The organism is Parapontixanthobacter aurantiacus (genome assembly GCF_009827635.1).
Taxonomy (GTDB): domain Bacteria; phylum Pseudomonadota; class Alphaproteobacteria; order Sphingomonadales; family Sphingomonadaceae; genus Parapontixanthobacter; species Parapontixanthobacter aurantiacus.
Genome location: NZ_WTYW01000001.1, coordinates 1,557,848 through 1,580,895, shown reverse-complemented (window position 1 = coordinate 1,580,895; position 23,048 = coordinate 1,557,848). Strand labels below are relative to the sequence as shown.

31 protein-coding genes and 1 tRNA gene are annotated in these 23,048 nt (G+C 62.5%); 12 read left to right on the top strand and 20 right to left on the bottom strand.

The window, feature by feature from the left end; genetic code table 11:
- Positions 1–9 precede the first annotated feature (9 nt).
- The 3 genes from virB11 (at position 10) to GRI38_RS07645 (ending at position 5,064) form a co-directional block, all read left to right on the top strand.
- Entirely contained in the window at positions 10–1,083 is a 1,074-nt protein-coding gene (virB11, locus tag GRI38_RS07655) for a P-type DNA transfer ATPase VirB11 (protein WP_160682252.1), read from the top strand.
- Between the two features lie 184 nt (positions 1,084–1,267).
- Complete coding sequence (locus GRI38_RS07650; protein ID WP_160682251.1) at positions 1,268–3,475, top strand: RNA degradosome polyphosphate kinase; 2,208 nt, start codon at positions 1,268–1,270, stop codon at positions 3,473–3,475.
- Complete coding sequence (locus GRI38_RS07645) at positions 3,472–5,064, top strand: Ppx/GppA family phosphatase (protein ID WP_237487383.1); 1,593 nt, start codon at positions 3,472–3,474, stop codon at positions 5,062–5,064. Before GRI38_RS07650 ends, GRI38_RS07645 begins: the two co-directional genes overlap by 4 nt.
- Here GRI38_RS07645 and GRI38_RS07640 read toward each other — a convergent pair.
- The gene (locus tag GRI38_RS07640; protein WP_160682250.1) at positions 5,061–5,828 is read right to left on the bottom strand and encodes a queuosine precursor transporter; all 768 of its coding nucleotides are present in this window, start codon (positions 5,826–5,828) and stop codon (positions 5,061–5,063) included. The two genes, GRI38_RS07645 and GRI38_RS07640, sit on opposite strands and share 4 nt — an antisense overlap.
- Before the next feature lie 76 nt (positions 5,829–5,904).
- Between GRI38_RS07640 and GRI38_RS07635 the strand changes: the two genes are divergently transcribed.
- Positions 5,905–5,981, top strand: a tRNA-Arg gene (locus GRI38_RS07635).
- A 37-nt stretch (positions 5,982–6,018) separates the two neighbouring features.
- Here GRI38_RS07635 and GRI38_RS07630 read toward each other — a convergent pair.
- From GRI38_RS07630 to leuC, 8 genes are all read right to left on the bottom strand, one after another.
- Complete coding sequence (locus GRI38_RS07630) at positions 6,019–6,807, bottom strand: NUDIX hydrolase (RefSeq protein WP_160682249.1); 789 nt, start codon at positions 6,805–6,807, stop codon at positions 6,019–6,021.
- A 352-nt stretch (positions 6,808–7,159) separates the two neighbouring features.
- Positions 7,160–7,492 (bottom strand): Grx4 family monothiol glutaredoxin, encoded by a 333-nt coding sequence (gene grxD / locus GRI38_RS07625; RefSeq protein ID WP_160682248.1) that lies wholly within the window; start codon positions 7,490–7,492, stop codon positions 7,160–7,162.
- Between the two features lie 35 nt (positions 7,493–7,527).
- Entirely contained in the window at positions 7,528–7,761 is a 234-nt protein-coding gene (locus GRI38_RS07620) for a BolA/IbaG family iron-sulfur metabolism protein (protein WP_160682247.1), read from the bottom strand.
- A gap of 28 nt (positions 7,762–7,789) precedes the next feature.
- Positions 7,790–8,113 carry a DUF1476 domain-containing protein gene (locus GRI38_RS07615; RefSeq protein ID WP_160682246.1) on the bottom strand — a complete coding sequence of 108 codons (324 nt, stop codon included), beginning with the start codon at positions 8,111–8,113 and terminating at the stop codon, positions 7,790–7,792.
- Between the two features lie 77 nt (positions 8,114–8,190).
- The gene (locus GRI38_RS07610; protein WP_160682245.1) at positions 8,191–9,207 is read right to left on the bottom strand and encodes an NADPH:quinone oxidoreductase family protein; all 1,017 of its coding nucleotides are present in this window, start codon (positions 9,205–9,207) and stop codon (positions 8,191–8,193) included.
- Positions 9,204–9,806 (bottom strand): 3-isopropylmalate dehydratase small subunit, encoded by a 603-nt coding sequence (gene leuD, locus GRI38_RS07605; protein ID WP_160682244.1) that lies wholly within the window; start codon positions 9,804–9,806, stop codon positions 9,204–9,206. The genes GRI38_RS07610 and leuD overlap by 4 nt, the downstream gene beginning before the upstream one ends.
- Positions 9,806–9,967: an isopropylmalate isomerase gene (locus GRI38_RS07600; RefSeq protein ID WP_160682243.1), complete on the bottom strand. Its 162-nt coding sequence runs from the start codon at positions 9,965–9,967 to the stop codon at positions 9,806–9,808. Before GRI38_RS07600 ends, leuD begins: the two co-directional genes overlap by 1 nt.
- Positions 9,968–10,027: 60 nt before the next feature.
- Entirely contained in the window at positions 10,028–11,455 is a 1,428-nt protein-coding gene (gene leuC / locus GRI38_RS07595) for a 3-isopropylmalate dehydratase large subunit (protein WP_160682242.1), read from the bottom strand.
- A 104-nt stretch (positions 11,456–11,559) separates the two neighbouring features.
- On the opposite strand from leuC, the gene GRI38_RS07590 reads away from it, so the two are divergent.
- From GRI38_RS07590 to GRI38_RS14075, 4 genes are all read left to right on the top strand, one after another.
- Complete coding sequence (locus GRI38_RS07590) at positions 11,560–11,958, top strand: acyl-CoA thioesterase (RefSeq protein WP_160682241.1); 399 nt, start codon at positions 11,560–11,562, stop codon at positions 11,956–11,958.
- 58 nt (positions 11,959–12,016) lie between these two features.
- The gene (locus GRI38_RS07585; protein WP_160682240.1) at positions 12,017–12,778 is read left to right on the top strand and encodes a fatty acid desaturase; all 762 of its coding nucleotides are present in this window, start codon (positions 12,017–12,019) and stop codon (positions 12,776–12,778) included.
- A complete protein-coding gene (locus GRI38_RS07580) occupies positions 12,775–13,275 on the top strand; it encodes a sterol desaturase family protein (RefSeq protein WP_160682239.1) in 501 nt (166 codons plus the stop codon). The genes GRI38_RS07585 and GRI38_RS07580 overlap by 4 nt, the downstream gene beginning before the upstream one ends.
- Before the next feature lie 160 nt (positions 13,276–13,435).
- Entirely contained in the window at positions 13,436–14,230 is a 795-nt protein-coding gene (locus GRI38_RS14075; protein ID WP_160682238.1) for an NF038132 family protein, read from the top strand.
- Between the two features lie 85 nt (positions 14,231–14,315).
- On the opposite strand, the gene GRI38_RS07570 is transcribed toward GRI38_RS14075, so the two are convergent.
- Genes GRI38_RS07570 through GRI38_RS13935 form a run of 11 tightly spaced genes read right to left on the bottom strand, consistent with a single transcriptional unit; the run spans position 14,316 to position 18,622 of the window.
- Positions 14,316–14,882: a hypothetical protein gene (locus GRI38_RS07570; protein ID WP_160682237.1), complete on the bottom strand. Its 567-nt coding sequence runs from the start codon at positions 14,880–14,882 to the stop codon at positions 14,316–14,318.
- A gap of 30 nt (positions 14,883–14,912) precedes the next feature.
- Positions 14,913–15,326 carry a SufE family protein gene (locus GRI38_RS07565; protein WP_160682236.1) on the bottom strand — a complete coding sequence of 138 codons (414 nt, stop codon included), beginning with the start codon at positions 15,324–15,326 and terminating at the stop codon, positions 14,913–14,915.
- A gap of 24 nt (positions 15,327–15,350) precedes the next feature.
- Positions 15,351–15,611 (bottom strand): hypothetical protein, encoded by a 261-nt coding sequence (locus GRI38_RS07560; protein WP_160682235.1) that lies wholly within the window; start codon positions 15,609–15,611, stop codon positions 15,351–15,353.
- Between the two features lie 37 nt (positions 15,612–15,648).
- A complete protein-coding gene (locus GRI38_RS13940) occupies positions 15,649–15,909 on the bottom strand; it encodes a hypothetical protein (protein ID WP_202389855.1) in 261 nt (86 codons plus the stop codon).
- Positions 15,906–16,205: a hypothetical protein gene (locus GRI38_RS07555; protein WP_160682234.1), complete on the bottom strand. Its 300-nt coding sequence runs from the start codon at positions 16,203–16,205 to the stop codon at positions 15,906–15,908. Before GRI38_RS07555 ends, GRI38_RS13940 begins: the two co-directional genes overlap by 4 nt.
- Complete coding sequence (locus GRI38_RS07550) at positions 16,205–16,516, bottom strand: hypothetical protein (RefSeq protein WP_160682233.1); 312 nt, start codon at positions 16,514–16,516, stop codon at positions 16,205–16,207. Before GRI38_RS07550 ends, GRI38_RS07555 begins: the two co-directional genes overlap by 1 nt.
- Entirely contained in the window at positions 16,516–16,827 is a 312-nt protein-coding gene (locus GRI38_RS07545) for a hypothetical protein (RefSeq protein WP_160682232.1), read from the bottom strand. The genes GRI38_RS07550 and GRI38_RS07545 overlap by 1 nt, the downstream gene beginning before the upstream one ends.
- A 33-nt stretch (positions 16,828–16,860) precedes the next feature.
- Positions 16,861–17,244: an envelope stress response membrane protein PspC gene (gene pspC, locus GRI38_RS07540; RefSeq protein ID WP_160682231.1), complete on the bottom strand. Its 384-nt coding sequence runs from the start codon at positions 17,242–17,244 to the stop codon at positions 16,861–16,863.
- Positions 17,241–17,534: an envelope stress response membrane protein PspB gene (gene pspB, locus GRI38_RS07535; RefSeq protein WP_160682230.1), complete on the bottom strand. Its 294-nt coding sequence runs from the start codon at positions 17,532–17,534 to the stop codon at positions 17,241–17,243. The genes pspC and pspB overlap by 4 nt, the downstream gene beginning before the upstream one ends.
- A 3-nt stretch (positions 17,535–17,537) precedes the next feature.
- Positions 17,538–18,473 carry a phage shock protein PspA gene (gene pspA, locus GRI38_RS07530; protein ID WP_337191255.1) on the bottom strand — a complete coding sequence of 312 codons (936 nt, stop codon included), beginning with the start codon at positions 18,471–18,473 and terminating at the stop codon, positions 17,538–17,540.
- Positions 18,470–18,622 (bottom strand): hypothetical protein, encoded by a 153-nt coding sequence (locus GRI38_RS13935; protein WP_202389854.1) that lies wholly within the window; start codon positions 18,620–18,622, stop codon positions 18,470–18,472. Before GRI38_RS13935 ends, pspA begins: the two co-directional genes overlap by 4 nt.
- A gap of 152 nt (positions 18,623–18,774) precedes the next feature.
- Between GRI38_RS13935 and pspF the strand changes: the two genes are divergently transcribed.
- The 4 genes from pspF to GRI38_RS07510 all read left to right on the top strand — a co-directional run bounded on the left by pspF (position 18,775) and on the right by GRI38_RS07510 (position 23,048).
- The gene (gene pspF / locus GRI38_RS07525; protein WP_160682229.1) at positions 18,775–19,812 is read left to right on the top strand and encodes a phage shock protein operon transcriptional activator; all 1,038 of its coding nucleotides are present in this window, start codon (positions 18,775–18,777) and stop codon (positions 19,810–19,812) included.
- 179 nt (positions 19,813–19,991) lie between these two features.
- Positions 19,992–20,579 (top strand): ribosome maturation protein RimP, encoded by a 588-nt coding sequence (rimP, locus tag GRI38_RS07520; protein WP_160682228.1) that lies wholly within the window; start codon positions 19,992–19,994, stop codon positions 20,577–20,579.
- Positions 20,579–22,264 carry a transcription termination factor NusA gene (gene nusA / locus GRI38_RS07515; RefSeq protein ID WP_160682227.1) on the top strand — a complete coding sequence of 562 codons (1,686 nt, stop codon included), beginning with the start codon at positions 20,579–20,581 and terminating at the stop codon, positions 22,262–22,264. The genes rimP and nusA overlap by 1 nt, the downstream gene beginning before the upstream one ends.
- A complete protein-coding gene (locus GRI38_RS07510; protein ID WP_160682226.1) occupies positions 22,245–23,048 on the top strand; it encodes a DUF448 domain-containing protein in 804 nt (267 codons plus the stop codon). Before nusA ends, GRI38_RS07510 begins: the two co-directional genes overlap by 20 nt.

The following is a 23,048-nucleotide window of genomic DNA, read 5'->3' as shown; positions in this document are numbered from 1 at the left end:
GGTCCGGAGATGAGCGCAGACATCCATCCGCTGACGAGCGATATGCTCGACGAAGAGGCGCAGGAGGCGCTTTCCGCGCAGGAGAATGCCGCGCCGCCGATCGAGCGGAGCGTCTATCTCGACGCCTACCTCGCCCCGTTCAAGCCGTTCCTCGAACGCGACACCGTGACCGAGATCCTCGTCAATCGTCCGGGAGAGGTGTGGATCGAGGACGCGACGCTTCCGGGCATGAAGAAGGTCGTGATCCCGCGGATCGACGATCAGCTCGTGCAACGGCTGGCCGAACAGGTTGCCCGCGTCAGCCATCAGGGGATCAATCGCGAGCATCCGTTGCTCGGCGCGACACTGCCTGACGGAGCGCGCGTGCAGTTCTGCGGACCGCCCGCTTCGCGCAAGCACTGGGTCATGGCGATCCGTCGTCACCGGCAACTCGACCTGCCGCTCGACGCCTATGACAACGGTCCGTTGAAGAAGCCCGTGCGCGAGGCGATGCCCGACCCGCAGGCGGAGCCGATCCCGTTCCTGCGCGAAGCGATACGCCAACGCCGCACGATCCTCGTTTCCGGCGGCACGTCGACTGGCAAGACGACCTTCCTCAATGCGATGATGGGCGAGATTCCGCCGCATGAGCGGGTCGTGCTGGTAGAGGACACGCCCGAATTGAAACTGCCGGGCGAGAACGGCGTCGGCCTCGTTGCCGTAAAGGGCGAACTGGGCGAAGCCAAGGTCACGGCGAACGAATTGCTACAGGCGGCGCTGCGCCTGCGCCCGGACCGGATCGTGCTGGGCGAATTGCGCGGGGCTGAATCCGTCAGCTTTTTGCGGGCCATCAATACCGGACATCCGGGCAGCTTCTCGACGATCCATGCGAACAGTCTGCGCGGCGCGCTCGAGCAGCTTTCGCTGATGGTGATGCAGACCGGCATCGGGCTCACCCGCTCCGACACCATCGCCTATTCCGCGAGCGTCATCGACGTCATCGTCCAGCTGGGTCGGGACGAGAACGGCAAGCGCGGCATTTCGCAGATCGCGGAAAGCCAGTCCTTGCTGAAGGCGGCACGGACCGCACCGCCCGCGAAATAGTTTACGGTTCGCGGCAGCACCCCGGATGGATGCCGCCCGCGGATTGACTTCGGCTCCGATTGACATCGCCCCCGATTGACTTCGGAATGTCACAAGCGGAAACTACGCCATCGGGGCGGACTGTTTCCGATGGGCGGAAACGCGCTTTCTTTTCGCGACGAGGCAGGGTCCGACAGACCGCCAGATGACCGACACTCCGCTTGATACATCGCACGACAGGGGCGGCTTGGTAGACAAGGCCGAGACGATCGAAGAGCTCGATGCCGGGAAGGCCGCGAGCAGCGATCGTTTCTTCAACCGCGAACTGAGCTGGCTGTCCTTCAACGAGCGAGTGCTCGCCGAGGCCGTCCGGCCCCGTTATCCCTTGCTCGAACGCCTGCGCTTCCTGTCCATTTCAGGAAGCAATCTCGACGAGTTCATGATGATCCGCGTCGCGGGCCTCGTCGGCCAGAAGCAGCGCGGCATCGAACGCGCTTCCATCGACGGGCGGACCCCGACGCAGCAACTTCAGGAGATCGGCAGCAGGCTCGAAACGCTTTATGCCGAACAGCAGCGCGCTTGGCGCGAGCTACGGCGCGAACTCGAAGGGACGGGCATCGCCATCGTGTCGACGAAGCGCCTGCCGTCCGAGGCCTATAGCTGGCTCAAGGACTACTTCGAGAACGAGATCATGCCCGTCATCACCTTGCAGGCGATCGACCCGGCGCACCCGTTCCCCTTCATCGCCAACCGGGGGATGGGCATCCTGTTCACCCTGACCCGCCAATCGGACGGGGAGCAGGTGATCGAGATGATCCTGATCCCGTCCGCCTTGCCCCGCTTCGTACGGATCGCCGGGGAAGAGGCATCCTATATCAGCATCGAGAACCTCATCTGCCGGTTCGCGAGCAAGCTGTTCCCCGGCTACTCGGTCGAGGGCGACGGGGCGTTCCGGGTGCTGCGCGACAGCGACCTCGAAATCGAGGAAGAGGCAGAGGACCTCGTCATGACCTTCCGCAGCGCGATCCAGCGGCGGCGGCGCGGGCAGGTCATCCAGCTGGAACTAGAGGACGATTTCGATCCCGTCGCCGAGGCGGTGCTGCGCCGGCAGCTTGCGGTGGAGGGAGCGACGGTCATCAAGACCGACGGGCTGATCGGGATCGACGGGCTGGAGGAGATCGTCGCGGAAGACCGGCCCGACCTCAAATTCGACAGTTACGCCCCGCGCTATCCCGAACGCGTTCTCGAACATGAGGGTGACGTGTTCGCGGCCATCCGCGAGAAGGACATCATCATCCATCACCCTTACGAAAGTTTCGAGGTGGTGGTCGATTTCATTCGGCAGGCTGCCGCCGATCCCGATGTCGTGGCGATCAAGCAGGCGTTGTATCGCGCGGGCAACCAGTCGGCGGTCATCAACGCGCTGATCGCGGCGGCGGAGGCGGGCAAGACCGTCACCGCCGTCGTCGAACTAAAGGCGCGCTTCGACGAGGAACAGAACCTCATGTGGGCGAGCAAGCTGGAGCGCGCCGGGGTGCAGGTGGTCTATGGCTTCGTCGAACTGAAGACGCACGCAAAGGTCGCGATCGTCGTGCGCCGGGAGAATGGCGGCTTCCGCACCTACTGCCACTTCGGCACGGGCAATTATCACCCGGTCACGACCAAGATCTACACCGATCTCAGCTTCTTCACCGCCGACCCGAAATTCGGCCGGGATGCCGCCAAGATGTTCAATTACGTCACGGGCTATGTCGAGCCGCGCCGGACCGAGGCGATCCATATCTCGCCGATTAGCCTGCGCGAGGAGATGTGCAGCCTCATCGATCGCGAAATACGCAATGCGCGCGCCGGACGTCCGGCGGCAATCTGGATGAAGTGCAACCAGATTACCGACCCGCAGATCATCGATTGCCTCTATGCAGCCAGCCAGGCCGGGGTCGAGGTGCAATTGGTAGTGCGCGGCATTTGCTCGCTGCGTCCGGGGGTAGCGGGTCTGTCGGAAAACATCCGGGTCAAATCCATCATCGGACGCTTTCTCGAACATAGCCGGATCTATGCCTTCGCCAACGGCTACCGGATGCCCGGCGATCGCTCGACAGTGCTCATTTCCTCGGCCGATCTGATGTCGCGCAACCTCGACCGCCGCGTGGAGGCGCTCGTCCCCATCCGCAACCGGACGGTACACGACCAGGTTCTCCAGCAAGTCCTCCTTGCCAATCTGCTCGATACGCAGCAGAGTTGGGAGCTCATGGGCGATGGACATTACCAGCGCGCGGAGGAAGGCGACAATCCCTTCAACTGCCACCGTTATTTCATGACGAACCCTTCGCTCTCGGGCCGGGGCGAGGCGCTGGAACCCGACGATGTCCCGACGCTCGTCTTTCACAAGGAAACGCGCGGGGAGACGGATTGAAACAGCGCACGACACGCAGGCGGCTGCGCGACGACGGCCTGTTCGGCAAGCATGCGGAGCGCGCCATCGTCGATATCGGCTCGAACACGGTGCGCGCGGTGATCTTCGGCGGCAGTCCACGCGCTCCCACCGTCATCCACAACGAGAAGGTGACCGCCCGCCTTGGCCGCGACATCGCTTCCGATGGTGAACTGGCCGAGGAATCCATCGAACTCGCGATGCGCGGATTGCGGCGCTACGCCCTGATCTTCGACGATCTGGGGATCGACGACGTGACCACCGTCGCCACGGCGGCTGTCCGGGAAGCCTCCAACGGCAAGGCCTTCCTTGCCGATGTCGAGGCGCTGGGCTTCGCGCCGCGCGTCCTGTCGGGCGAAGAAGAAGCCCGCTTCAGCGCGCATGGCGTGCTCGGTGCATTTCCCGGTGCGAGCGGCATCGTGGCCGATCTTGGCGGGGGCAGCCTCGAACTGGTGCGGATCGACGGCGATCTGTCGGATGACGGCACGACCCTGCCGCTGGGGACGCTTCGGCTGGAGGCGCTGCGCGAGGGCCACGACGGCAAGATCGCGAAACCGATCGCGCAGATGCTGAAGCAGGCAGGCTGGGGCAGTGCAGCATCGACAAGCGATCCGGCGGACGCATCGGGGCGGGGCGGACAGTCGCTCTATCTCGTGGGCGGCACCTTCCGGGCCATGGCGGTCTATGCGATGCATCAGGCGAAGACGCCGCTGACCGATCCGCACGGCTACGAGTTGACCGGCAAGCAGGCCGCGAAACTCGCCTCTCGCATAGAGAAGGCGGACCCGAGCACCGTTGGCGACATTCCCCGCATATCCTCGATGCGCGCCGAGAAACTGCCGGACGCAGCCACCCTGCTGTCCGTTCTGCTGAAGCAGTTGCAGCCGGACCGGATCGTCTTCTCGTCCTGGGGCCTGCGCGAAGGCATCATTCAGGAAGGGCTGCCCGATCACATGAAGCGGCAGGACCCGCTGCTTGCAGGGATCGGCGTGTTCGGCACGATGTATGGCGCTTCGCCCGTGCTTGCGACCCGCGTCGCCGGCTGGACCGTGCGCGCGGTTCCGACACGGGGGCGCGGCGAGGAGCGCCTGCGTCTGGCCGCGACGACACTCTCGCTAGCGGCCATGCAGATCGAGCCCAATCTGAGGGTGCAGCACGCGACCGAATGGGCGCTTTACAAGCGCTGGCTCGGCCTTGGACCGGAGGGGCGGGCGATGCTCGCGGCGACGGTCTGCGCGAATGGCAACGTCACCGATCTGCCTGATGCCCTGCATCTCCTCGCCGAACCCGAGCAACTGGAAGAAGCGATCTGCTGGGGCCTTGCCATCAGGTTGTGCCGCCGCCTCGCCACGCGCTCGCGCAAGGGGTTGCAGGCCAGTTCCCTCGTGCGTGACGAGGATCGCCTCGTCCTGCGGCTGGAAGAAGGGCATCGCGACCTGTTCGGCGTGCCGAACGAGAAGGATTTGCGCCAGCTGTCCGAGCGGCTGGGACTGGACTATGCGCTCGACATCGTGCCCGACGACAGCAGCGAACCAATCATCGAGCCTGCCGTTCCCATCCCGACGATCTAGCCTTTCTTTCCCACGGCGAAGGGCGAGAAGTCGGTTTCCCGGTCGTAGAGGTCGACCCCCTCGCGCCGCTTGAGAAATCCGATCACGGCATAGGTGGCCGGTGTCAGCAAGGCTTCCCACGCCACCTTGATGAACCATTGCGAGACGACCGCCATCGCGATCTGCTCGTTCGACCAGCCCGTGATGCCCCAGAAGGCGAGGGGATAGAAGATGAGGCTGTCGAACCCCTGTCCGACGATTGTCGAGCCGATCGTGCGCATCCACAGGGCGCGCCCCTCCATCCAGACCTTCATGCGCGCCATCACGAAACTGTTGGCGAACTCCCCGACCCAGAAGGCGGTGATGGAAGCGAGCACGATGCGCCAGCTATTGCCGAATACGGCCTCGTAAGCGGGCTGGTTCGGCCAGCCTTGCGCCGGGGGCAGGGCGACGACGACCCAGGCCATGAACGCCATGAAAAGAAGCGCGGCAAAGCCCGTCCAGATGACGCGGCGCGCGCGGGCGTAGCCATACACTTCGGTCAGGACGTCGCCGATAATGTAGCTGACCGGAAAGAACAGGACGCCCGCACCGAACACCCATTGCGTCCCGCCGGGAAGGGTCACGTAGCTGAGTTTCGCCGCACCGATGACGTTCGACAGCAGGAGGATGGCGACGAAGGCCGCCATGACGAAGTCGTAATAGCGGAAACTGCGCGGCGCGCTCGCTTCGCCCGCTACGATATGCGCCGGCCCCGTCGCCGCATCCCGATCTGTCTTTTCCATACCTTGCCGGACTAACGCGGTTTTGCTTCGGCGAAAAGCGCGCTAATGGCGGTGCGTTCCGCAGCTGTTGCGGTGCGCGCCCGTAGCTCATCTGGATAGAGCGCGAGACTTCTAATCTTGAGGCAGCAGGTTCGAGTCCTGCCGGGCGCGCCATTTCCTTCTCTTAGTTCAGCTGCCAGCGGGCGTCCGTTCAACCGCGCTGGACGTCGTCGAAATCTTCCGAGGTTATCGGATAGCCCAGTCCTTCGGGGATGGTGAGGCGCTGACGGTCGCCGATCTGGACGGTCTGCGGCGTGATCGTGCGAACCGGAATGCGCTCGGCCTGCGCCTTCGCGGCGGCATAGCTGTCGAACTGGGCGAGCCGTTCGAGGTTGCGGCGGGTCGGAAAGATGATCGAGATCTCGCCGCTTTCCGCCATGTCGAGCGCAGCCTGCGCGCTGACCCAGAACAGCCTCGTGTTCTCAGTCGCGTCGACGGTAATCTCGACATTCCCCGTTCCGGTATCCGCCAGATAGAACCACGTGTCGAACACGCGGTGCGCGGTGATGCCGCGCGGTAGCCAGCGGGCGAACGGGGTGAGGGCATCGAGATCGAGCGTCCAGCCGAACCGGTCGAGGACCGGTTGCAAGGCTTCCTCGGTCAGCAGCATCCGCCGCGCCTTTTCGGCATCTTGCGCGCTGATCGCTTCGCGAAACCCGATGGCGAGCCCCGTTTCCTCCAGCGTTTCGCGAATGGCGCAGATGCGGTGCGCGGCTTGATCGTCGTCCTCCCACTGATGCGCGATCGAGCGGGCTAGCACGCGGTCGGCCTCATCGACCCGCCCGCCGGGAAATACGGCTGCACCGCCAGCAAAGCTCATCCGGCGGCTGCGGACGACCATGAGGATTTCGGGGCGCTCGTCGATCCGGCCGTTGCGGAATATGACGAGCGTCGCGGCCGGAATTTCCTCGCTGGCGTCGGGTGTTCGGGAAGAAGTCATCGGTTCGATGTCTGACGCAGTTTGGCGGGTCTGTGAAGAAGGGATGGCCCGCGACCGCGAGTTTTGACCGGCGGAACAGGGTGTCGGGATATTTGACGCCCCATTTTGCGAACTGTCGGATAATCTTACGTTCGCCCGATGCCGCAACGAGGCGTTAACCAACGTCGGCGGCAGTTTCCGTGCGCCCCGCGAAACTGGCACGCCTTTGGCATAGGATAGAGCATGATCTTCGAACGAAGGCGGAGTGTCTCAAGGTCTCCCTGCTCCGCCTCCCCGAATAAAAAAAGGCCTCTGCCGTTTCGAACGGCAGGGGCCTTTCCCGTTTCAGGTGCTCAAAAAAGGAAGGCGAGGTTTATTCGCTGGCGGGCGCGACCTGCTTTTCCGCCATCAGTTCCTGCAACTCGCCGGCCTCGAACATCTCCATCATGATGTCGCTGCCACCGACGAACTCGCCCTTCACGTAAAGCTGCGGGATGGTCGGCCAGTCGGAATAGGCCTTGATGCCCTGGCGAATTTCCATGTCCTGCAAGACATCGACGCTTTCGTAAGCGACCTTGCAGTGATCGAGAATGGCGACCGCCCGGCTCGAGAAGCCGCATTGCGGGAAGAGCGGCGTGCCCTTCATGAAAAGGACGACGTCGTTCTTGGATACGACATCGGAGATGCGCTCGTTCGCAGCAGACATGAGAGATAACCTTTGTTAGCGTAATTCGTTACGCTTCAGGTGGGTATCTGCGTTGTGAGTTGCAAGGCGTGAAGTGTCCCGCCCATCTTTCCCCCGAGCGCGTCATAGACCATCTTGTGCTGCTGCACCCGGCTCTTCCCCGCGAAGGATGGGCTCGTCACCTTCGCCGCCCAATGATCGTTGTCCCCTGCGAGATCGGTCATCTCGACCGTCGCATCGGGCAGCGCCTGCCGAATGGCCTGTTCGATTTCGGTGCCGGACATCGGCATCAGCTGAAGTCTCCTGCGGGCATCGGTCTCAATGGCCGGCCATCATCTGGCGACGCGCCTCGATCGTCTTTTCCTCGAGCTTGGCGCGAATATCGGCTTCGCTGACGTCGCAATCCGCGGCAGTAAGATCGCCCAGCAGTTTGCGAATGACGTCCTCGTCGCCGGCTTCCTCGAAATCGGCCTGAACGACCGCTTTCTTGTAGGCGTCGGTTTCCTCTTCCGTCAGGCCCATCAGGCCAGCGGCCCATTCGCCGATCAAGCGGTTGCGACGAGCGGCGAGCTTGAAGGCCGTTTCCTCGTCCATTGCGAATTTCGCTTCTTCACCGCGCTTGCGGTCGTTGAAATCGGTCATGGCGTGTCCCTTCGAAAATACGGGGGCGGAGGCTACAACGCGGACCTTTCCCGCACAAGCCTCCCCATCCGTGTGGGCTATCGGTTCATCGTCACAACAAGTTTGCCGATTGCTTCGCGTCGTTCGAGTTTCGCGATCGCTTCGGCTGCATTGTCGAGCGTGTAGGTCTCGCTGATCATCGGATTGATCTTGCCCGCCTTCCACAAATCGAACAGTTCCTGGATGTTGTCGGCGTTGCGTTTCGGCTCGCGCGCGGCGAACGCGCCCCAGAAGACCCCGCGAATGTCACAGCTTTTGAGAAGCGTGAGGTTGAGCGGCATCTTCGCGATGCCCGCCGGGAAACCGACGACCAGAAACCGTCCCTCCCAGGCAATGCTGCGCAGGGCTGGTTCGGAATAGGCACCGCCCACGATGTCGTAGACGATGTCGGCACCCTCGGGACCGACCGCATCCTTGAAGGATTGGGCGAGCGCCTTCGACGTATCCTTGTCGAAGCCCTGCTGACCTTCGGGAACGCGGGGGTAGATGACGACTTCGTCGGCCCCGGCCTTGCGCGCGACTTCGCCCTTTTCCTCGCTGGAGACGGCGGCCACGACCCGCGCGCCATAGGCTTTGGCAAGCTCGACGCCGGACAGGCCGACACCGCCCGCTGCGCCGAGGACCAGAACGGTGTCGCCTTCGGCAATGTCGCCGCGATCCTTCAGCCCGTGAATGGTCGTGCCGTAGGTCATCAGCAGGGCGGAGGCCGCTTCGAGAGAGACACCTTCGGGGACGGAGAACAGCTTTTCGGCGGGAACGGCAATCTTCTCACGCAGGCCGCCACTGCCTACGCCAGCAAGGACGCGGTCCCCGACCTTCCAGTCGGTAACGCCTTCGCCGACCGCGGAAATAGTGCCCGAAATCTCGCCGCCGGGCGAGAAGGGGCGGGGCGGCTTCATCTGGTAGAGATCGCGGATGATGAGCGTGTCGGGAAAGTTGATGGCACAGGCCGCGACATCGACGACGACCTCGCCCTTGCCGGGCGTCGGTGCCTCGATATCCTCGATCACCAATGTTTCGGGGCCGCCCGTTTCCTTCGACAGTAAAGCTCTCATGCGTTCTCTCTCACTCCCATTGCGAGCCAGGGCGCATGGCGCCGCCGGCGTTCTTCATATTCTTGAATGGCTTCGTCCCGTGCCAGCGTCAGGCCCACTTCGTCCAGCCCTTCCGTCAGGCATTTCTTCCGGAACGGGTCGATGTCGAAGGAAAAGCGGTCCTGCATTGGGGTCGTGACGCGCTGCTCCTCGAGGTCGATCGTAATCGGCGAGGTCCGGGCGACTTCGAGCAGGCGGTCCACCTGTTCCTGAGGCAGGGCGACGGTCAGGATGCCGTTCTTGAAGGCGTTGCTTGCGAAGATGTCGGAGAAGCTCGGCGCGATGACCGCCCTTATGCCGAGGTCGAGCATCGCCCAGGCGGCGTGTTCGCGGCTCGACCCGCAGCCGAAATTGTCGCCCGCGATGAGGATCGGGCTGTCCGCGAATTCGGGCGCGTCGAAGACGTTGCCGGGTGCCTTGCGCAGGTTCTCGAACGCGCCTTCGCCGAGACCTTCGCGGGTCACCGTCTTCAGCCAGCGGGCAGGAATGATGACGTCGGTATCGACGTTCTTCGCGCCGAACGGAATGGCGCGTCCCTCGATCGTCGCGACAGCTTCCATCAATCGGTTTCGGGTTTCTCGCCGCTGGGCGTCTTGGGCTCGGCAGTGCGCTTTTCCTTGCGCTTGCTGGCATAAAGAAGCGCGGCTGCGATCGCGGCCGAGCCGATGGCTGCCGCGCCGAGGGCGGGGCCGCTGCGGGGTTTGAAGGTTTTCTTGCTCATGTCGGACCCAATGCCTCGTCAAAAGAACGGTTGCAAAAAAGATGCCCTGCCGAACGCCGCCTAGAGATCGCGGACATCCGTCAGCTTTCCGGTGATCGCCGCCGCTGCCGCCATGGCCGGCGAGAGCAGGTGCGTGCGTGCTCCCGGTCCCTGCCGTCCGACGAAATTGCGGTTCGAGGTAGAGGCGCAGCGTTCCCCGCTCGGCACCTTGTCGGGGTTCATGCCGAGGCACGCGGAACAGCCGGGCTCGCGCCATTCGAAGCCGGCGCTCATGAAGATGTGGTCGAGCCCTTCGGCTTCGGCCTGCCGCTTGACGAGCCCCGAGCCCGGCACGACGATCGCCCATTTGACGCCGTCCGCCTTCGCCTTGCCATCGAGCACTGCTGCGGCCTCGCGCAGATCCTCGATGCGGCTGTTGGTGCACGAGCCGATGAAGACGTTCTCTACCGGGATGTCGGTCATCGCCTGCCCCACTTCCAGCCCCATATATTCGAGCGAACGGCGGGCGGCCTCGCGCTTGGCGGCGTCGGCGAAGCTGTCGGGGTCCGGCACGCGTCCGCCGATGGGCACGACGTCCTCGGGACTGGTGCCCCAGCTGACCGTCGGCTCGATGGCCGAAGCCTCGATCGTAACGCTCTTGTCGAACCGCGCATCGGGGTCGGTAGCTAGCGTGCGCCAATAGGCGACCGCCCGGTCCCACTCTTCGCCCGCCGGGGCCATCGGGCGGCCTTTCAGATAGGCGAAGGTCGTCTCGTCGGGCGCGATTATGCCCGCCCGCGCACCGCCCTCGATGCTCATATTGCAGACCGTGAGCCGCCCCTCGACGCTCATTTCCTCGAACACGCGACCGCGATATTCGATGACATGGCCGGTGCCGCCCGCCGTGCCGATATGGCCGATGATGTGGAGGATGAGATCCTTGGGCGTAACGCCCGGCCCGAGCGTGCCCTCGACGCGCACTTCCATCGTTTTCGACGGGGATAGCAGCAGGGTCTGGGTCGCGAGCACGTGCTCGACCTCGCTCGTGCCAATTCCGAAGGCGAGCGCGCCGATCCCGCCATGCGCGGCAGTATGCGAATCGCCGCAGACGATCGTCGAACCCGGCAGGGAAAAGCCCTGCTCCGGGCCGACGACATGGACGATGCCCTGTTCCGCTGCCACCGCATCGATGTAGCGGATGCCGAAGTCGGGCGCGTTTCTTTCGAGCGCGGCGAGCTGCGCGGCGCTCTGCGGGTCCTCGACCGGCAGGCGAGCCCCATCCGGACCGCGCCGGGCGGTCGTGGGCACGTTGTGATCGGGAACGGCGAGCGTCAGGTCGGGGCGGCGCACCTTGCGCCCCGCTAGACGCAATGCCTCGAACGCCTGCGGGCTGGTGACCTCGTGGACGAGATGCCGGTCGATATAGACAAGGCAGGTGCCGTCCTCGCGCCGTTCGACGACGTGATCGTCCCAGATTTTCTCGTAAAGCGTGCGGGGTTTGCTGGCCATTGCGAAGGGAAAATAGCGGCGTCCTCGTCACACTGGCAAGAAACTCGGCCAACACGAATGCATGAGTCATGGAAAGGTAACCTATATGCTGCTAACTTACAGTCATGTCAGCATCCCCTTTCGCCCATCCGATCAAGATTACGCCCGACGACATCGACTTCATGGGCCACGTCAACAATGCCCGCTATCTGGGCTGGGTGCAGGATGCGGTCCTTTCGCACTGGAAGAAGTTCGCTCCGGCAGAAGCGGTCGCTAGCCGCGCCTGGGTCGCGCTGAAGCACGAGATTACCTATCGCAAACCCGCCTTCCTCGAGGATGACGTGATCGCCCGCACCGTGCTGGAAAGCACGAAGGGTGCGCGCGCCTTCTATCGCACGATTATCGAGCGGGGCGGCGAAGTGCTTGCGGAAATAAATTCGAGCTGGTGCTGCATCGATGCCGAAACCCTGCGTCCGGCGCGCATCGGGCAGGAAATCGCACGGCATTTCTTCCCTGAGAAATAGAGCGCGCGGGAAGCATCGGCTTCCAACATCGGCCAATCGGCCCTATATTGTTACCCAAATGTCCCGCTCGCCATCATCGAACGCCGCGCTGCCCCATCAGGGCGCGATCGGGCTCGGCCTCGCCGCGCTGATAGTCGCGAGCTGGCTTGCGATCCATTTCTACGCGATGTTCGCTTTTGATCTGACCTGGCGCAGCCTGCCGCTCGCGCTCGGGATGGCGGTGGTTCAGTGCTGGCTGTCAGTGGGCCTCTTCATCATCAGCCACGACGCGATGCACGGCTCGCTTCTGCCTGGGGCGAAGCGTGCGAACGGTATGATCGGCGGGGCGCTCCTGTTCCTTTATGCAGGGTTTGCCTGGAAGAAAATGCGCGATGCCCATTTCGCCCATCACAAGCTGGCAGGGCGCGAAGGCGATCCCGATTTCGACGAGGCCAATCCGCGCGATCCGCTGCGCTGGTACGGCACGTTCATCAAACGCTATTTCGGCTGGCGTTCTATCCTGTTCGTAAGCACCGTCGTCACCTTCTATTGGCTTGCGCTCGGCGTCCCGATGGAGAAGATCGTGCTGCTTTACGGCCTGCCCGCCATCGCGAGTTCGATGCAGCTCTTCTATTTCGGGACCTATCGCCCGCATACGCAGGCGGGCGAGCCGTTCGCCGACCGCCACAATGCCCGTAGCGACGCCTTCGGCACCGCGACTAGCCTCGCGACGTGTTTCCATTTCGGCTATCATCACGAGCACCATTGCAGCCCGCAGACCCCCTGGTGGGCGCTGCCGGCGAAGCGCCGCGGCGCAATCTCGCAAGGAGCGACAGCATGAGCTGGTGGCAGATTTTGCTGACCGTCGTCGGAGCGGTCGTTTTCATGGAGTTCTTCGCGTGGTGGGCGCATAAATACATCATGCATGGCTGGGGCTGGGGCTGGCACCGCGACCATCACGAGCCGCACGACAACAAGCTCGAGAAAAACGACCTCTACGCCGTGACCTTCGGCACGATCGTCTTCTTCATGTTCGCCATCGGCTATGTCTATTCGCCGTTCCTGTGGTGGCTAGCCTTCGGCATCACGCTCTACGGCGTCATCTATACCTTCGTTCACGATGGCCTCGTCCATCAGCGCTACTTCAAATGGGTTCCGAAGCGCGGCTATGCGAAGCGGCTGGTGCAAGCGCACAAGCTGCATCACGCGACGGTCGGCAAGGAAGGCGGGGTGAGTTTCGGCTTCGTGCTCGCTCGCGATCCGGCGAAGCTGAAGGCCGAACTCAAACGCCAGCGTGAGGACGGAAAAGCCGTTCTGCGCGACAGTGCCAGGGTTTAGAAACGTCCCGGAAATCGTTGGTGAGTCGAATTTTTCTCGAATGTTGCAGTGCAATGGCCGTTTGACCGACTGATAAAAGTCAGTTAATGTCCGATTAACGAGTCGCCGTTCTCGGTGGCCGTTACGGGTTGCTCCACTTTCATACAGTTGGAGACTGAACATGCGAAAAATTACACTGGGTGCGCTTGTCGCATCTGCCGCTTTCGCAGTCGCTTCCCCCGCCGCCGCTCAGACTTGCGTTGGTGAGTGCGGATCTGCGGCTCCGAATGGCGATGTTACTGCCCCTCCGGAATATGGCCCGAATTACAGCTACGTCTCGACCAGAAACGGCCAGACGGGTGCCGGTCAGATCGACGGCGTCGGTGGTACGGACGGTTCCGAATATACGACCGCCGCGTTCAGCGCGAGCGCTGGCGACGAGCTGAACTTCTATTTCAACTACATCACCTCGGACGGTGCGGGTTTCGCCGACTACGCCTTCGCGCAATTGTTGAGCGCGGCGGGCGATCCGGTCGCTTATTTGTTTACCGCCCGGACTCGCCCGACCGGTGACACCAGCCCGGGCTTCGGCCTTCCGGCGAATTCGGCGACACTTACTCCGATCACATCCGAAATCGTATCGGGTGCGCCCGACTGGGCCCAACTCGGAGGCAATAGCGGTGATTGCTTCGCCGCAGGTTGTGGTTACACCGGCTGGATCAATTCGAGCTACACGATCGGCGCGGACGGAAGCTATACCTTGAAGTTCGGCGTGAGCAATTTCACCGATACGGCCTACGATTCCGGTCTCGCTTTTGCCGGTCTGACCATCGCCGGGCAGGAAATTCCGACACCGGGAAGCGGTGCAGTGCCCGAACCGGCGACGTGGATGATGCTGTTGCTCGGATTCGGCGCGATTGGCGGTCTGATGCGGCGTCGTCCCAAGCAGGGCAAGACTACGGTCAGCTTCGCCTGAGGCGAAACAATTTTGAAACGGATGGGCCGGGGCGTCATGCGCTTCCGGCCCATTTTCTTGGCGGGCGTAGAAGCTGAGCCTTTCCTTATCGTCTGCGCCGCCGCCTTCTACCCGTCCTTCGGTATGCGATAGCCGCCAGTCCCACGATCACGATGCCGGCCATTTCCTGCAAGGAGCCGTAATTGAAGCTCTTCCAGCCTCCGCCCAGAAGGCTGTCGACATGGTGGAAGGATCCGGCGCGCAGCAGGACGAACAGCGCGATGAAGACGAACCCCGCCAGCGCCACGCGCACGGGGAGGGCGCTGCGCCGCGTCCGCCGGAAGATCGCGGCGAGCAGCACAGCCGCCCCTGCTGCAAGGAGCAGGACGAAGACGAACTGCACCATGCGCCGCTCCTCGTACCAGCCCTGCGCCAGCGCCATCGCCTTGCCCAGCGCGGTCAGCAACGTCTGCAAATCCAGCAACTCGTTGACGCCGAGAAGGATGAGCGCGGCTGTCGATGCCCGCCAGAACAGGCCTTCGATGACGTGCCGGCGGGCTCGCCTGCTGGCCGCGGCGCGCGCGGTCAGGATCGCCGCCACGCAATAGGCCGCGACGGTGACCCAGTCGGCGAGGTCCGCCTTAAGGGCCGCATCTTCGAGATAGGAAAGCAAGGTGCCTTCGCAGCCAGTCGGATCGCCGCGTTACTGCGCGGCGGCGGCGATGCGCTGGGCGTGTTCCTTGATCAGTGCGATCATGTTGGGAATGCCCTGCGTCCGGTTGGACGACAGCTGGTTCTTGAGGTCGAACGGTTCGAGCGCGCCGGTCACATCCGTCTGCGCGACTTCGCTCGCGGGCTTGTCCTGCACAGCAGCGATGACGAGCGCGACGATGCCCTTGGTGATCGCGGCATTGCTGTCGGCAAGGAAATGGAGGCGGTCATCGGCTTCGGTCGGATAGACCCACACGCTCGCCGAGCAGCCGCGCACGAGCGTCGCATCGGTCTTGAGGGCGGCGGGCATCTCTTCGAGATCGCGGCCCAGTTCGATGAGCAGCCGATAGCGCTCGTCGCCTTCCAGAAATTCGTATTCTTCGTGAATGTCGCCAAGTGATCGCATGGCGATCCATCTAGGGGATGTGGGCTACAAATCCACCCCGCTCGCAATCGCTTCGAGCTTTTTGATCCGCTCCCGCAGATCGGCAAGTTCGATGCGTGCGGAGACGTGTCCGTTGCCGCCCTTGATCGACCGGTCGGCATCGCTCGACCCCGTCTCGGCATCATTGTGGCTCATTTGCGCGCGCTTCAATTCGAGCCATTCGTGCCAGGCTCTAAGGAGGGCGAGAACCACGACAATCAGCCCGACAAGGGCGGTGGAAGCGATAACGAGACTTGGATCGAACATGCTTTTTCCTTCCCTTGTTCAGGTCGCCCGCCGATGGTCAGCGGCTTTCCTCTTCGTCCTTCAGGGCTTCGATTTCGGCGGAAATGCGCCGTCTTTCCTGTGCGCCCAGGGAGTTGTTGTCGAATGCGATGCGCTCCAGCACCCTGATCCTCTCGCGCAGTTCCTCGACCTCTTTCTGCATCGCCGATCGCTCCTGACTGTCGTCCCAGGACTTCTCCTGAAGCTGCGTCCGGCGGTTCCAGAAGGCGTAGGCGAACCCGGCCATGACCACGAGGAAGATGAGGGTTACGAAATTCACTGAACGGCTTCTCTTGTTTCGCGAATGTCGCGCAAAGCCTCGATTTCCGTGGCGAGATCGGCGGAAGGATCGGTCACGATCCGCTCCAGCACCCGCAGCCGGTTTTCGATCTGCGCGCGTTTTTCAAGATCGGGCGAAGCTGCCTGCGCCGCCTTCGCTTCCTCGATCCGGGCCTGCAGTAAGAGCTTGCGTTCCTCATGCTTGACCGACCTTCGATGGGTCAGGCTCGCGAAGATGAACACGAGCGCTGCCGCGATAAGGACGAAGGTGAAGATGCCCGCGAGATCGCCGTCCATCAGTTCACTTCCTTGCTGCGCAGCTTGTCGATCTCGTTCGTGAGATGATAGCCGCTATCCGTGACGATGCGTTCCACATTGCCGAGGCGGTCCTTCATCGACCCGATTTCCGCCCGCAGTTCGGCGTTTTCCTTCGTCAGCAAGGCTACGCGCTGCTTGGCTTCCTCGTCGCTGCGGGGATAGACTGACTTGCCCCAGCTGTTCTCCAGCGGATAGTCGTTCTTGGCGCGGATCCAGTTGTTCACGATCCAGCCGATGGTCATGATGATCACCCCCGTGATGACGACGGTTTCGGTCAGAGGGAAGGGCATCAGGCTTTCTCCTTGCGGGCGATGTCGAGGGGCACTCCGGCGCCTTCGTCCTCGACGCGGCGGGTATCGCGCAGCGCCTCGATCTGGGAGGCTATGTCATAGCCCTTGTCGGTCACGATGCGCTCGAGTACCTGGACCCGGTCTTCAAGTTGCTGGACGCGGCTGGCATATTGCGCCGCCTTTTCGGCGCTACCCGCAGCCGTCGCTTCCAACCGCTTTTCCTCGAGCTTGCTCTTCTTGGTCATGTAGACGATCCCGAGAACCATGATGAATGGTGCGAGCGGTATCATCAGTGCGAGAATGCCTTCCATGTTCGTCCCTTTCCCTGAGAATTGCGGACAGTCTTACCGGAGCCGTTCGATTTCGGCAGTGAGGCGCGGATTGCTCGACACGTAATAGCTTTCGACTTCAGCGAGGCGGCGGTCGATGTCGCGGAAACGCGAGCGGACTTCGCGGGCGGTGCGCTGCGGCGACTGCCGGACACGCTGCCAGTATTTCTGTTCTTCCGGCTCGGAGTAGAGATAATCGGGCTTCTTGTTCAAAAGCAGTCCAGCGAGGAAGTAGATCGGGATGATGATCGGGCTAAGGATGCCTGAGAAGAGTGCCGCCAGAAAACCGAGCCGAACCCAGAAGGCATTGACCCCGGTGTAATCCGCGATGCCCGAGCACACGCCCATCAATTTTGCGTTCTGCTTGTCGCGATAAAGGGTGGTGCGTGGGGTATTCACTTCATGGCTCCTTTCTTTTCGGCGAGCATCCGGTCGATCTCGCGCAATTTCTGATTGTCGACTTCCTGGTCATGGATCAGGCGGGCCGGCTTGAAGTCCGAATGATCGTCGGCAACCAGTCGTTCGACCGTGTCCATCCGTTCGTCGAGGCGCTTCGCCAGGTGGTACAGTTCGTCCAGCAGGGCTTCGTCATCGGTGGTGATGCTGGAAGCAGTCTTCCACTTCGTGATGTAGTGAAGAATGATCCAGGGGATCGCGATAAAGACGGCGGCAACGAAAAACTCTTCCATGGCTCAATTGTCCTTCTTGTCGTCGTCGCTACCGCGACCAAGCACGCGTTTCATTTCTTCGAGTTCGGCGTCGATCTTGTCCGAGCCTTCGAGCGCGGCGATCTCGTCCGAAAGCGACCGCTTGCCGCTTTCCCCGATTTTCAGGGCGTCAGCGCGACCCTCTGCATAATCTACATGGCGTTCGAGCTGGTCGAAGCGGGCCATCGCATCGTCGGTGCGTTCGGTGCTCATCAGCGTCCTCAGCTTAACCCGGTTCTCCGCGCTTTCGAGGCGGGCGGCGATTGCCGTCTGGCGGCTGCGGGCTTCGCGCAGGCGGTTCTGCAATTTCTGGATGTCCTCGTCATAGGCACGCAGCGCGTCGTCGAGGACGGCGATTTCCTGCTTCAGTTCTTCGGATGTGTCGGCGGCCTTCTTGCGTTCGACGAGCGCCGCGCGGGCAAGGTCCTCGCGATCCTTCGACAGGGCAAGCTGTGCCTTTTCGGCCCAATCGGCCTGCAGCGCATCCAGCTTTACGGTATGGCGGTGCATCTCCTTCTGATCCGCGATCGTGCGCGCGGCACTGGCGCGGACTTCGACGAGCGTCTCTTCCATCTCCATGATGATCATGCGGATCATCTTCGACGGGTCGTCCGCCTTGTCGAGCATATCGTTAAAATTGGCGGCGATGATATCGCGGGTCCGGCTGAAAATTCCCATGAATGGGGCTCCTGCAGATAGAAAATCGTTGAACTTCGTCTGGACAAAATCGGGCGATGTCCAGTCCGCCGTATCCCTCTTTTTGGTCGAGCGCTGCGTAGGGGTAGGGGTATGACGCAGGCGCTCGACCTCGAGTTCGATGCGCGAAAGAGTGTTGTTCGAAAGCGGCGAAGATGTTTCGCCCTTTTCGTCCTTCACCCTATCCGCATCGACGGGGGACATCGGCTCGTCCTGCTTCTTCACGCGACGACCATCGTTGCGTTCTCGACCGCGAGGACCAGAGAGGGCGAAGCAGTCATCTGGCTCGACAGAGCGACGAACGCCACCATGACGAGAGTGCAGGCCATCGAGGCTTGGCCCAGTTTGCTGCGAAGAAATTGACGGTCAAACATGATACGTTCCCTTTAATTCGTTCTTGTCTCCTACTCTGCAATCCGCGTGCCAATCTCGATAATCTCAGTAAAAACAAGGGGTTGATGATGGCTTCTCGATTTATCGAACGAGCATATTGCCAAGAGTTGGTGAAATTTCCTATAGGTTGGCAATGGAGCGGGAAAACCAGTTCGTCGGGCAATCGGGCGCGTTCCTCGACTCGGTCGAGCGGGCAAGCCGGGCGGCCGCCATGCGCCGCCCCGTGCTGGTCATTGGCGAACGTGGAACCGGCAAGGAACTGATCGCCGAGCGACTTCACCGCCTGTCCACTCGCTGGGACGAACCGCTGGTGACGATGAACTGCGCGGCGCTTCCTGAAACGCTCATAGAAGCGGAGCTGTTCGGTCACGAGGCCGGGGCCTTCACCGGCGCGACAAAGGCGCGGGCGGGCAGGTTCGAGGAAGCGGACAAGGGCACCTTGTTCCTCGACGAACTCGGCACCTTGTCGAGCGCTGCGCAGGAAAGGCTCTTGCGCGCCGTCGAATATGGCGAAGTCACGCGGATCGGATCGTCGCGGCCCGTTCGCGTCGATGTCCGCATCGTTGCCGCGACCAACGAGGATTTGCCTGCGCGCGTCGCAGAGGGAATGTTTCGCGCAGACCTGCTCGACCGGCTTAGCTTCGAGGTCATCACGCTGCCGCCGCTTCGCGTGCGCGAAGGAGACATCGCCGTTCTCGCCGATTATTTCGGGCGGCGCATGGCGGCGGAACTCGACTGGGAAGCGTGGCCCGGTTTCGCGCCTCACATTCGCGAGCAGATGGACGAGCATCCCTGGCCGGGCAATGTCCGGGAACTGAGAAACGTAGTCGAACGCGCGGTCTATCGTTGGGACGACTGGAAAGAGCCGATTGGCCACGTGGTCTTTGATCCGTTCGACAGCCCGTGGAAACCGGTGAACCCCCCCATGCCCGCCACCCCGCAATCGGCGCGCGGGCAAGGGTCTGAGCCATCGCAAGGCGAGGCAGCGAGCCTTTCCTTCGACAATATCGACGATCTGCGGAGCGCGGTCGACGCGCATGAGCGCGCGATCGTCGAACACGCTCTCGGCAAGCATCGCTGGAACCAGCGGCAAACGGCCAAGGCGCTGGGCCTGACTTACGACCAGTTGCGTCATTGCGTGAAGAAGCACGGATTGAGCGACGACGGCTAGTTGCGTTACCTCGTCTGCACTCGGCTCGTTCACTGTTGATCTAATGCAGCTTGCTTTTCATTTCCGAAGGACCTATCTGAGCGCCATCCCGACATTGTCGCGACACTGAAGGGCTGGCGCCGAGAGGGGCCGGCACGAACCCTCTTTGCAGCGGCGCAAGTCGATAAAGCGGAGCATGAATGGCCGATCTGGCACGTCTTGTCGAAGTCATCGAACCCGAAGCGAAAGCGCTGGGTTTCGAACTCGTGCGCGTGAAGATGATGCCGTCCGAAGCGGGCGATGGCGGCCAGGCACTCCAGATCATGGCGGAAGATCCCGCGACGGGGCAATTGGTAATCGACCAGTGCGCCGCTTTGTCCCGCCGCGTTTCTGAAAAGCTCGACACGCTGGAGGCTGAAGGCGAAGTCCTGGTACCCGGCGCTTATCACCTGGAGGTTTCGAGCCCCGGCATTGACCGTCCCCTGACGCGAGCAAAGGATTACGCCGACTGGGCCGGCCATGAAGCGAAGGTTTCGCTTTCCGAAAAGGTTCAGGGTCATCGCAATCTTCGCGGCGAACTGCTAGGCTTGGAAAACCGCGACGGGACGGATTTCGTTGCGTTAGAGGATCGCAAGGCAGGGCGCGTCGAAGTTCCGCTACAGGCAATTCATTCGGCAAAGCTCGTCCTGACCGACGAACTGATTGCCGCGACCCAGCCGCTCGATACGAGTGGCGCTGAAGATATCATCGAAGACAATACAGACGAAGAAGAAAAGGCTGACGACTGATGGCCAGTGCAATTTCCGCCAACAAGGCTGAACTCCTCGCGATTGCGAACTCGGTTGCTTCGGAAAAGATGATCGACAAGGCGATCGTCATCGAGGCGATGGAGGAGGCGATCCAGAAAAGCGCGCGCAACCGCTACGGTGCGGAGAACGACATTCGCGCGAAGCTCGACCCGCAAACCGGCGATCTGCGCCTGTGGCGCGTCGTCGAGGTGGTCGGAGAGGTCGAAGACTACTTCAAGCAGGTCGATCTCGATCAGGCGCAGAAGCTGGACGCCAATGCGAAGCTCGGCGATTTCATCGTCGATCCGCTGCCGCCCGTCGATCTCGGGCGCATCGATGCACAGTCGGCGAAGCAGGTCATCTTTCAGAAGGTGCGCGATGCTGAGCGCGAGCGGCAGTACGAAGAGTTCAAGGATCGCGCCGACGAAGTCATTACAGGTGTCATCAAGTCGGTCGAATTCGGACACGTAATCGTCAATCTCGGCCGCGCCGAAGGTGTAATCCGCCGCGACCAGCAGATCCCTCGCGAAGCTGCCCGCGTCGGCGAGCGCGTCCGCGCCCTCATCACCAAGGTCGAGCGGAACAACCGCGGACCGCAAATCTTCCTCAGCCGGGCCGCGCCCGACTTCATGCGCAAGCTGTTCGCGCAAGAAGTGCCCGAAATCTACGACGGCATCATCGAGATCAAGGCCGCTGCCCGCGATCCCGGCAGCCGTGCGAAGATCGGCGTCATCAGCCATGACAGCAGCATCGACCCGGTCGGCGCATGTGTCGGCATGAAGGGTAGCCGCGTTCAGGCCGTCGTGCAGGAACTCCAGGGCGAGAAGATCGACATCATTCCCTGGTCCGAGGATACGGCGACCTTCGTCGTGAACGCATTGCAGCCGGCAACTGTCAGCCGCGTCGTCCTCGACGAGGAAGAGGGACGCATCGAAGTCGTCGTTCCCGATGATCAGCTTTCGCTCGCCATTGGGCGTCGGGGTCAGAATGTGCGTCTCGCCAGCCAGCTGACTGGTCACCAGATCGACATCATGACCGATGAGGAAGCGGCCGAACGGCGCAGCAAGGAATTCTCCGAACGCTCCAAGATGTTCGAAGAGGAACTCGATGTCGACGAGACGCTCTCGCAGCTGCTCGTGGCCGAAGGTTTCGCCGAACTCGAGGAAGTCGCCTATGTCGATCTCGACGAACTGGCAGCGATCGAGGGCTTCGACGAAGAACTCGCCGAGGAATTGCAGAGCCGCGCGAAAGAGGCGCTCGAACGGCAGGAAGATGCCTATCGCGAAGAGCGTCGCGAACTCGGCGTCGAAGACGATCTGGCGGAGCTGCCACATCTGTCGGAAGCCATGCTCGTCACGCTCGGCAAGAACGGCATCAAGACGCTCGACGATCTGGCCGATCTTGCGACCGACGAACTCATTGCGAAGAAGCGCGAAGCTCCGCGCCGGCGGAACAATGCCGACGGTCCTCCAACGCGTCGACCCCAGCGCGAGCAGGACAAGGGCGGCGTCCTTGGCGATTACGGCCTGAGCGAAGAGCAAGGCAACGAAATCATCATGGCGGCCCGTGCCCACTGGTTCGACGACGAGGACGAAGGGGCTGGAAACGACCTCACTTCGACCGCCGCCGAAAGCGACCCCCAGGGTCAAACGCAGGAGGCCGCCGATGCGGACTCCACCCAATGAGCGCCTGAACCCCGACATCGCCGGACCGGACAAGACGCCAGCGGCGTCTGCGGATGCTCGCCCGAACGCGGCGCGCGTTTCTCGACGCCATGCAGGCAGCGAGCCCGAACGCCGTTGCATCCTGACCGGAGCAACTGCCGGGCGAAGCGTGCTCGTACGGCTGGCCGTTTCGCCGGCAGGTCTCGTCCTGCCGGACGCTCAGGGGAAGGCGCCCGGCCGCGGCGCGTGGATATCGGTCTCGCGTGCTGCCCTTGAAGAATCCCTTCGCAATGGCAAACTTCGTGGGGGGCTGCTGCGGGCATTCAAAGGCGGGCCGAAGGACATAAAGCTCGAGATACCGGACAATCTTGCTGACCGGGTCGAACAGGCTTTGACGCGTTCCCTTTTGGATCGTCTGGGTCTGGAGCTGCGCTGCGGCAATGCGGTTCTCGGTACGCAGCGGATCGATAAGGCTGCGCGGCAGGGCAAGGTTGCACTGCTGCTGCACGCCGCAGATGCCAGCGAGGACGGGCGGCGCGCGCTCGATCAGGCCTGGCGAGTGGGCAGCGACGAGGAAGGTTCGGGCAAGCGCGGCCGCGACTTGCCACTGGACCGCACCGCTCTGTCTGTGGCATTGGGCCGCGATAACGTGGTCCATCTTGCGCTTGTCGACAGGCAGGCTGCGTGGAGGGTCGAAGAATCCCTGGCGCGTTTACAAAATTTCCAGGGGGCGACCGCGCCCCGCGGGCGACAGGATGGCGTGGCCGCACCGGCAGGCCGCGACGAAGACGATTTGAAGGATTGA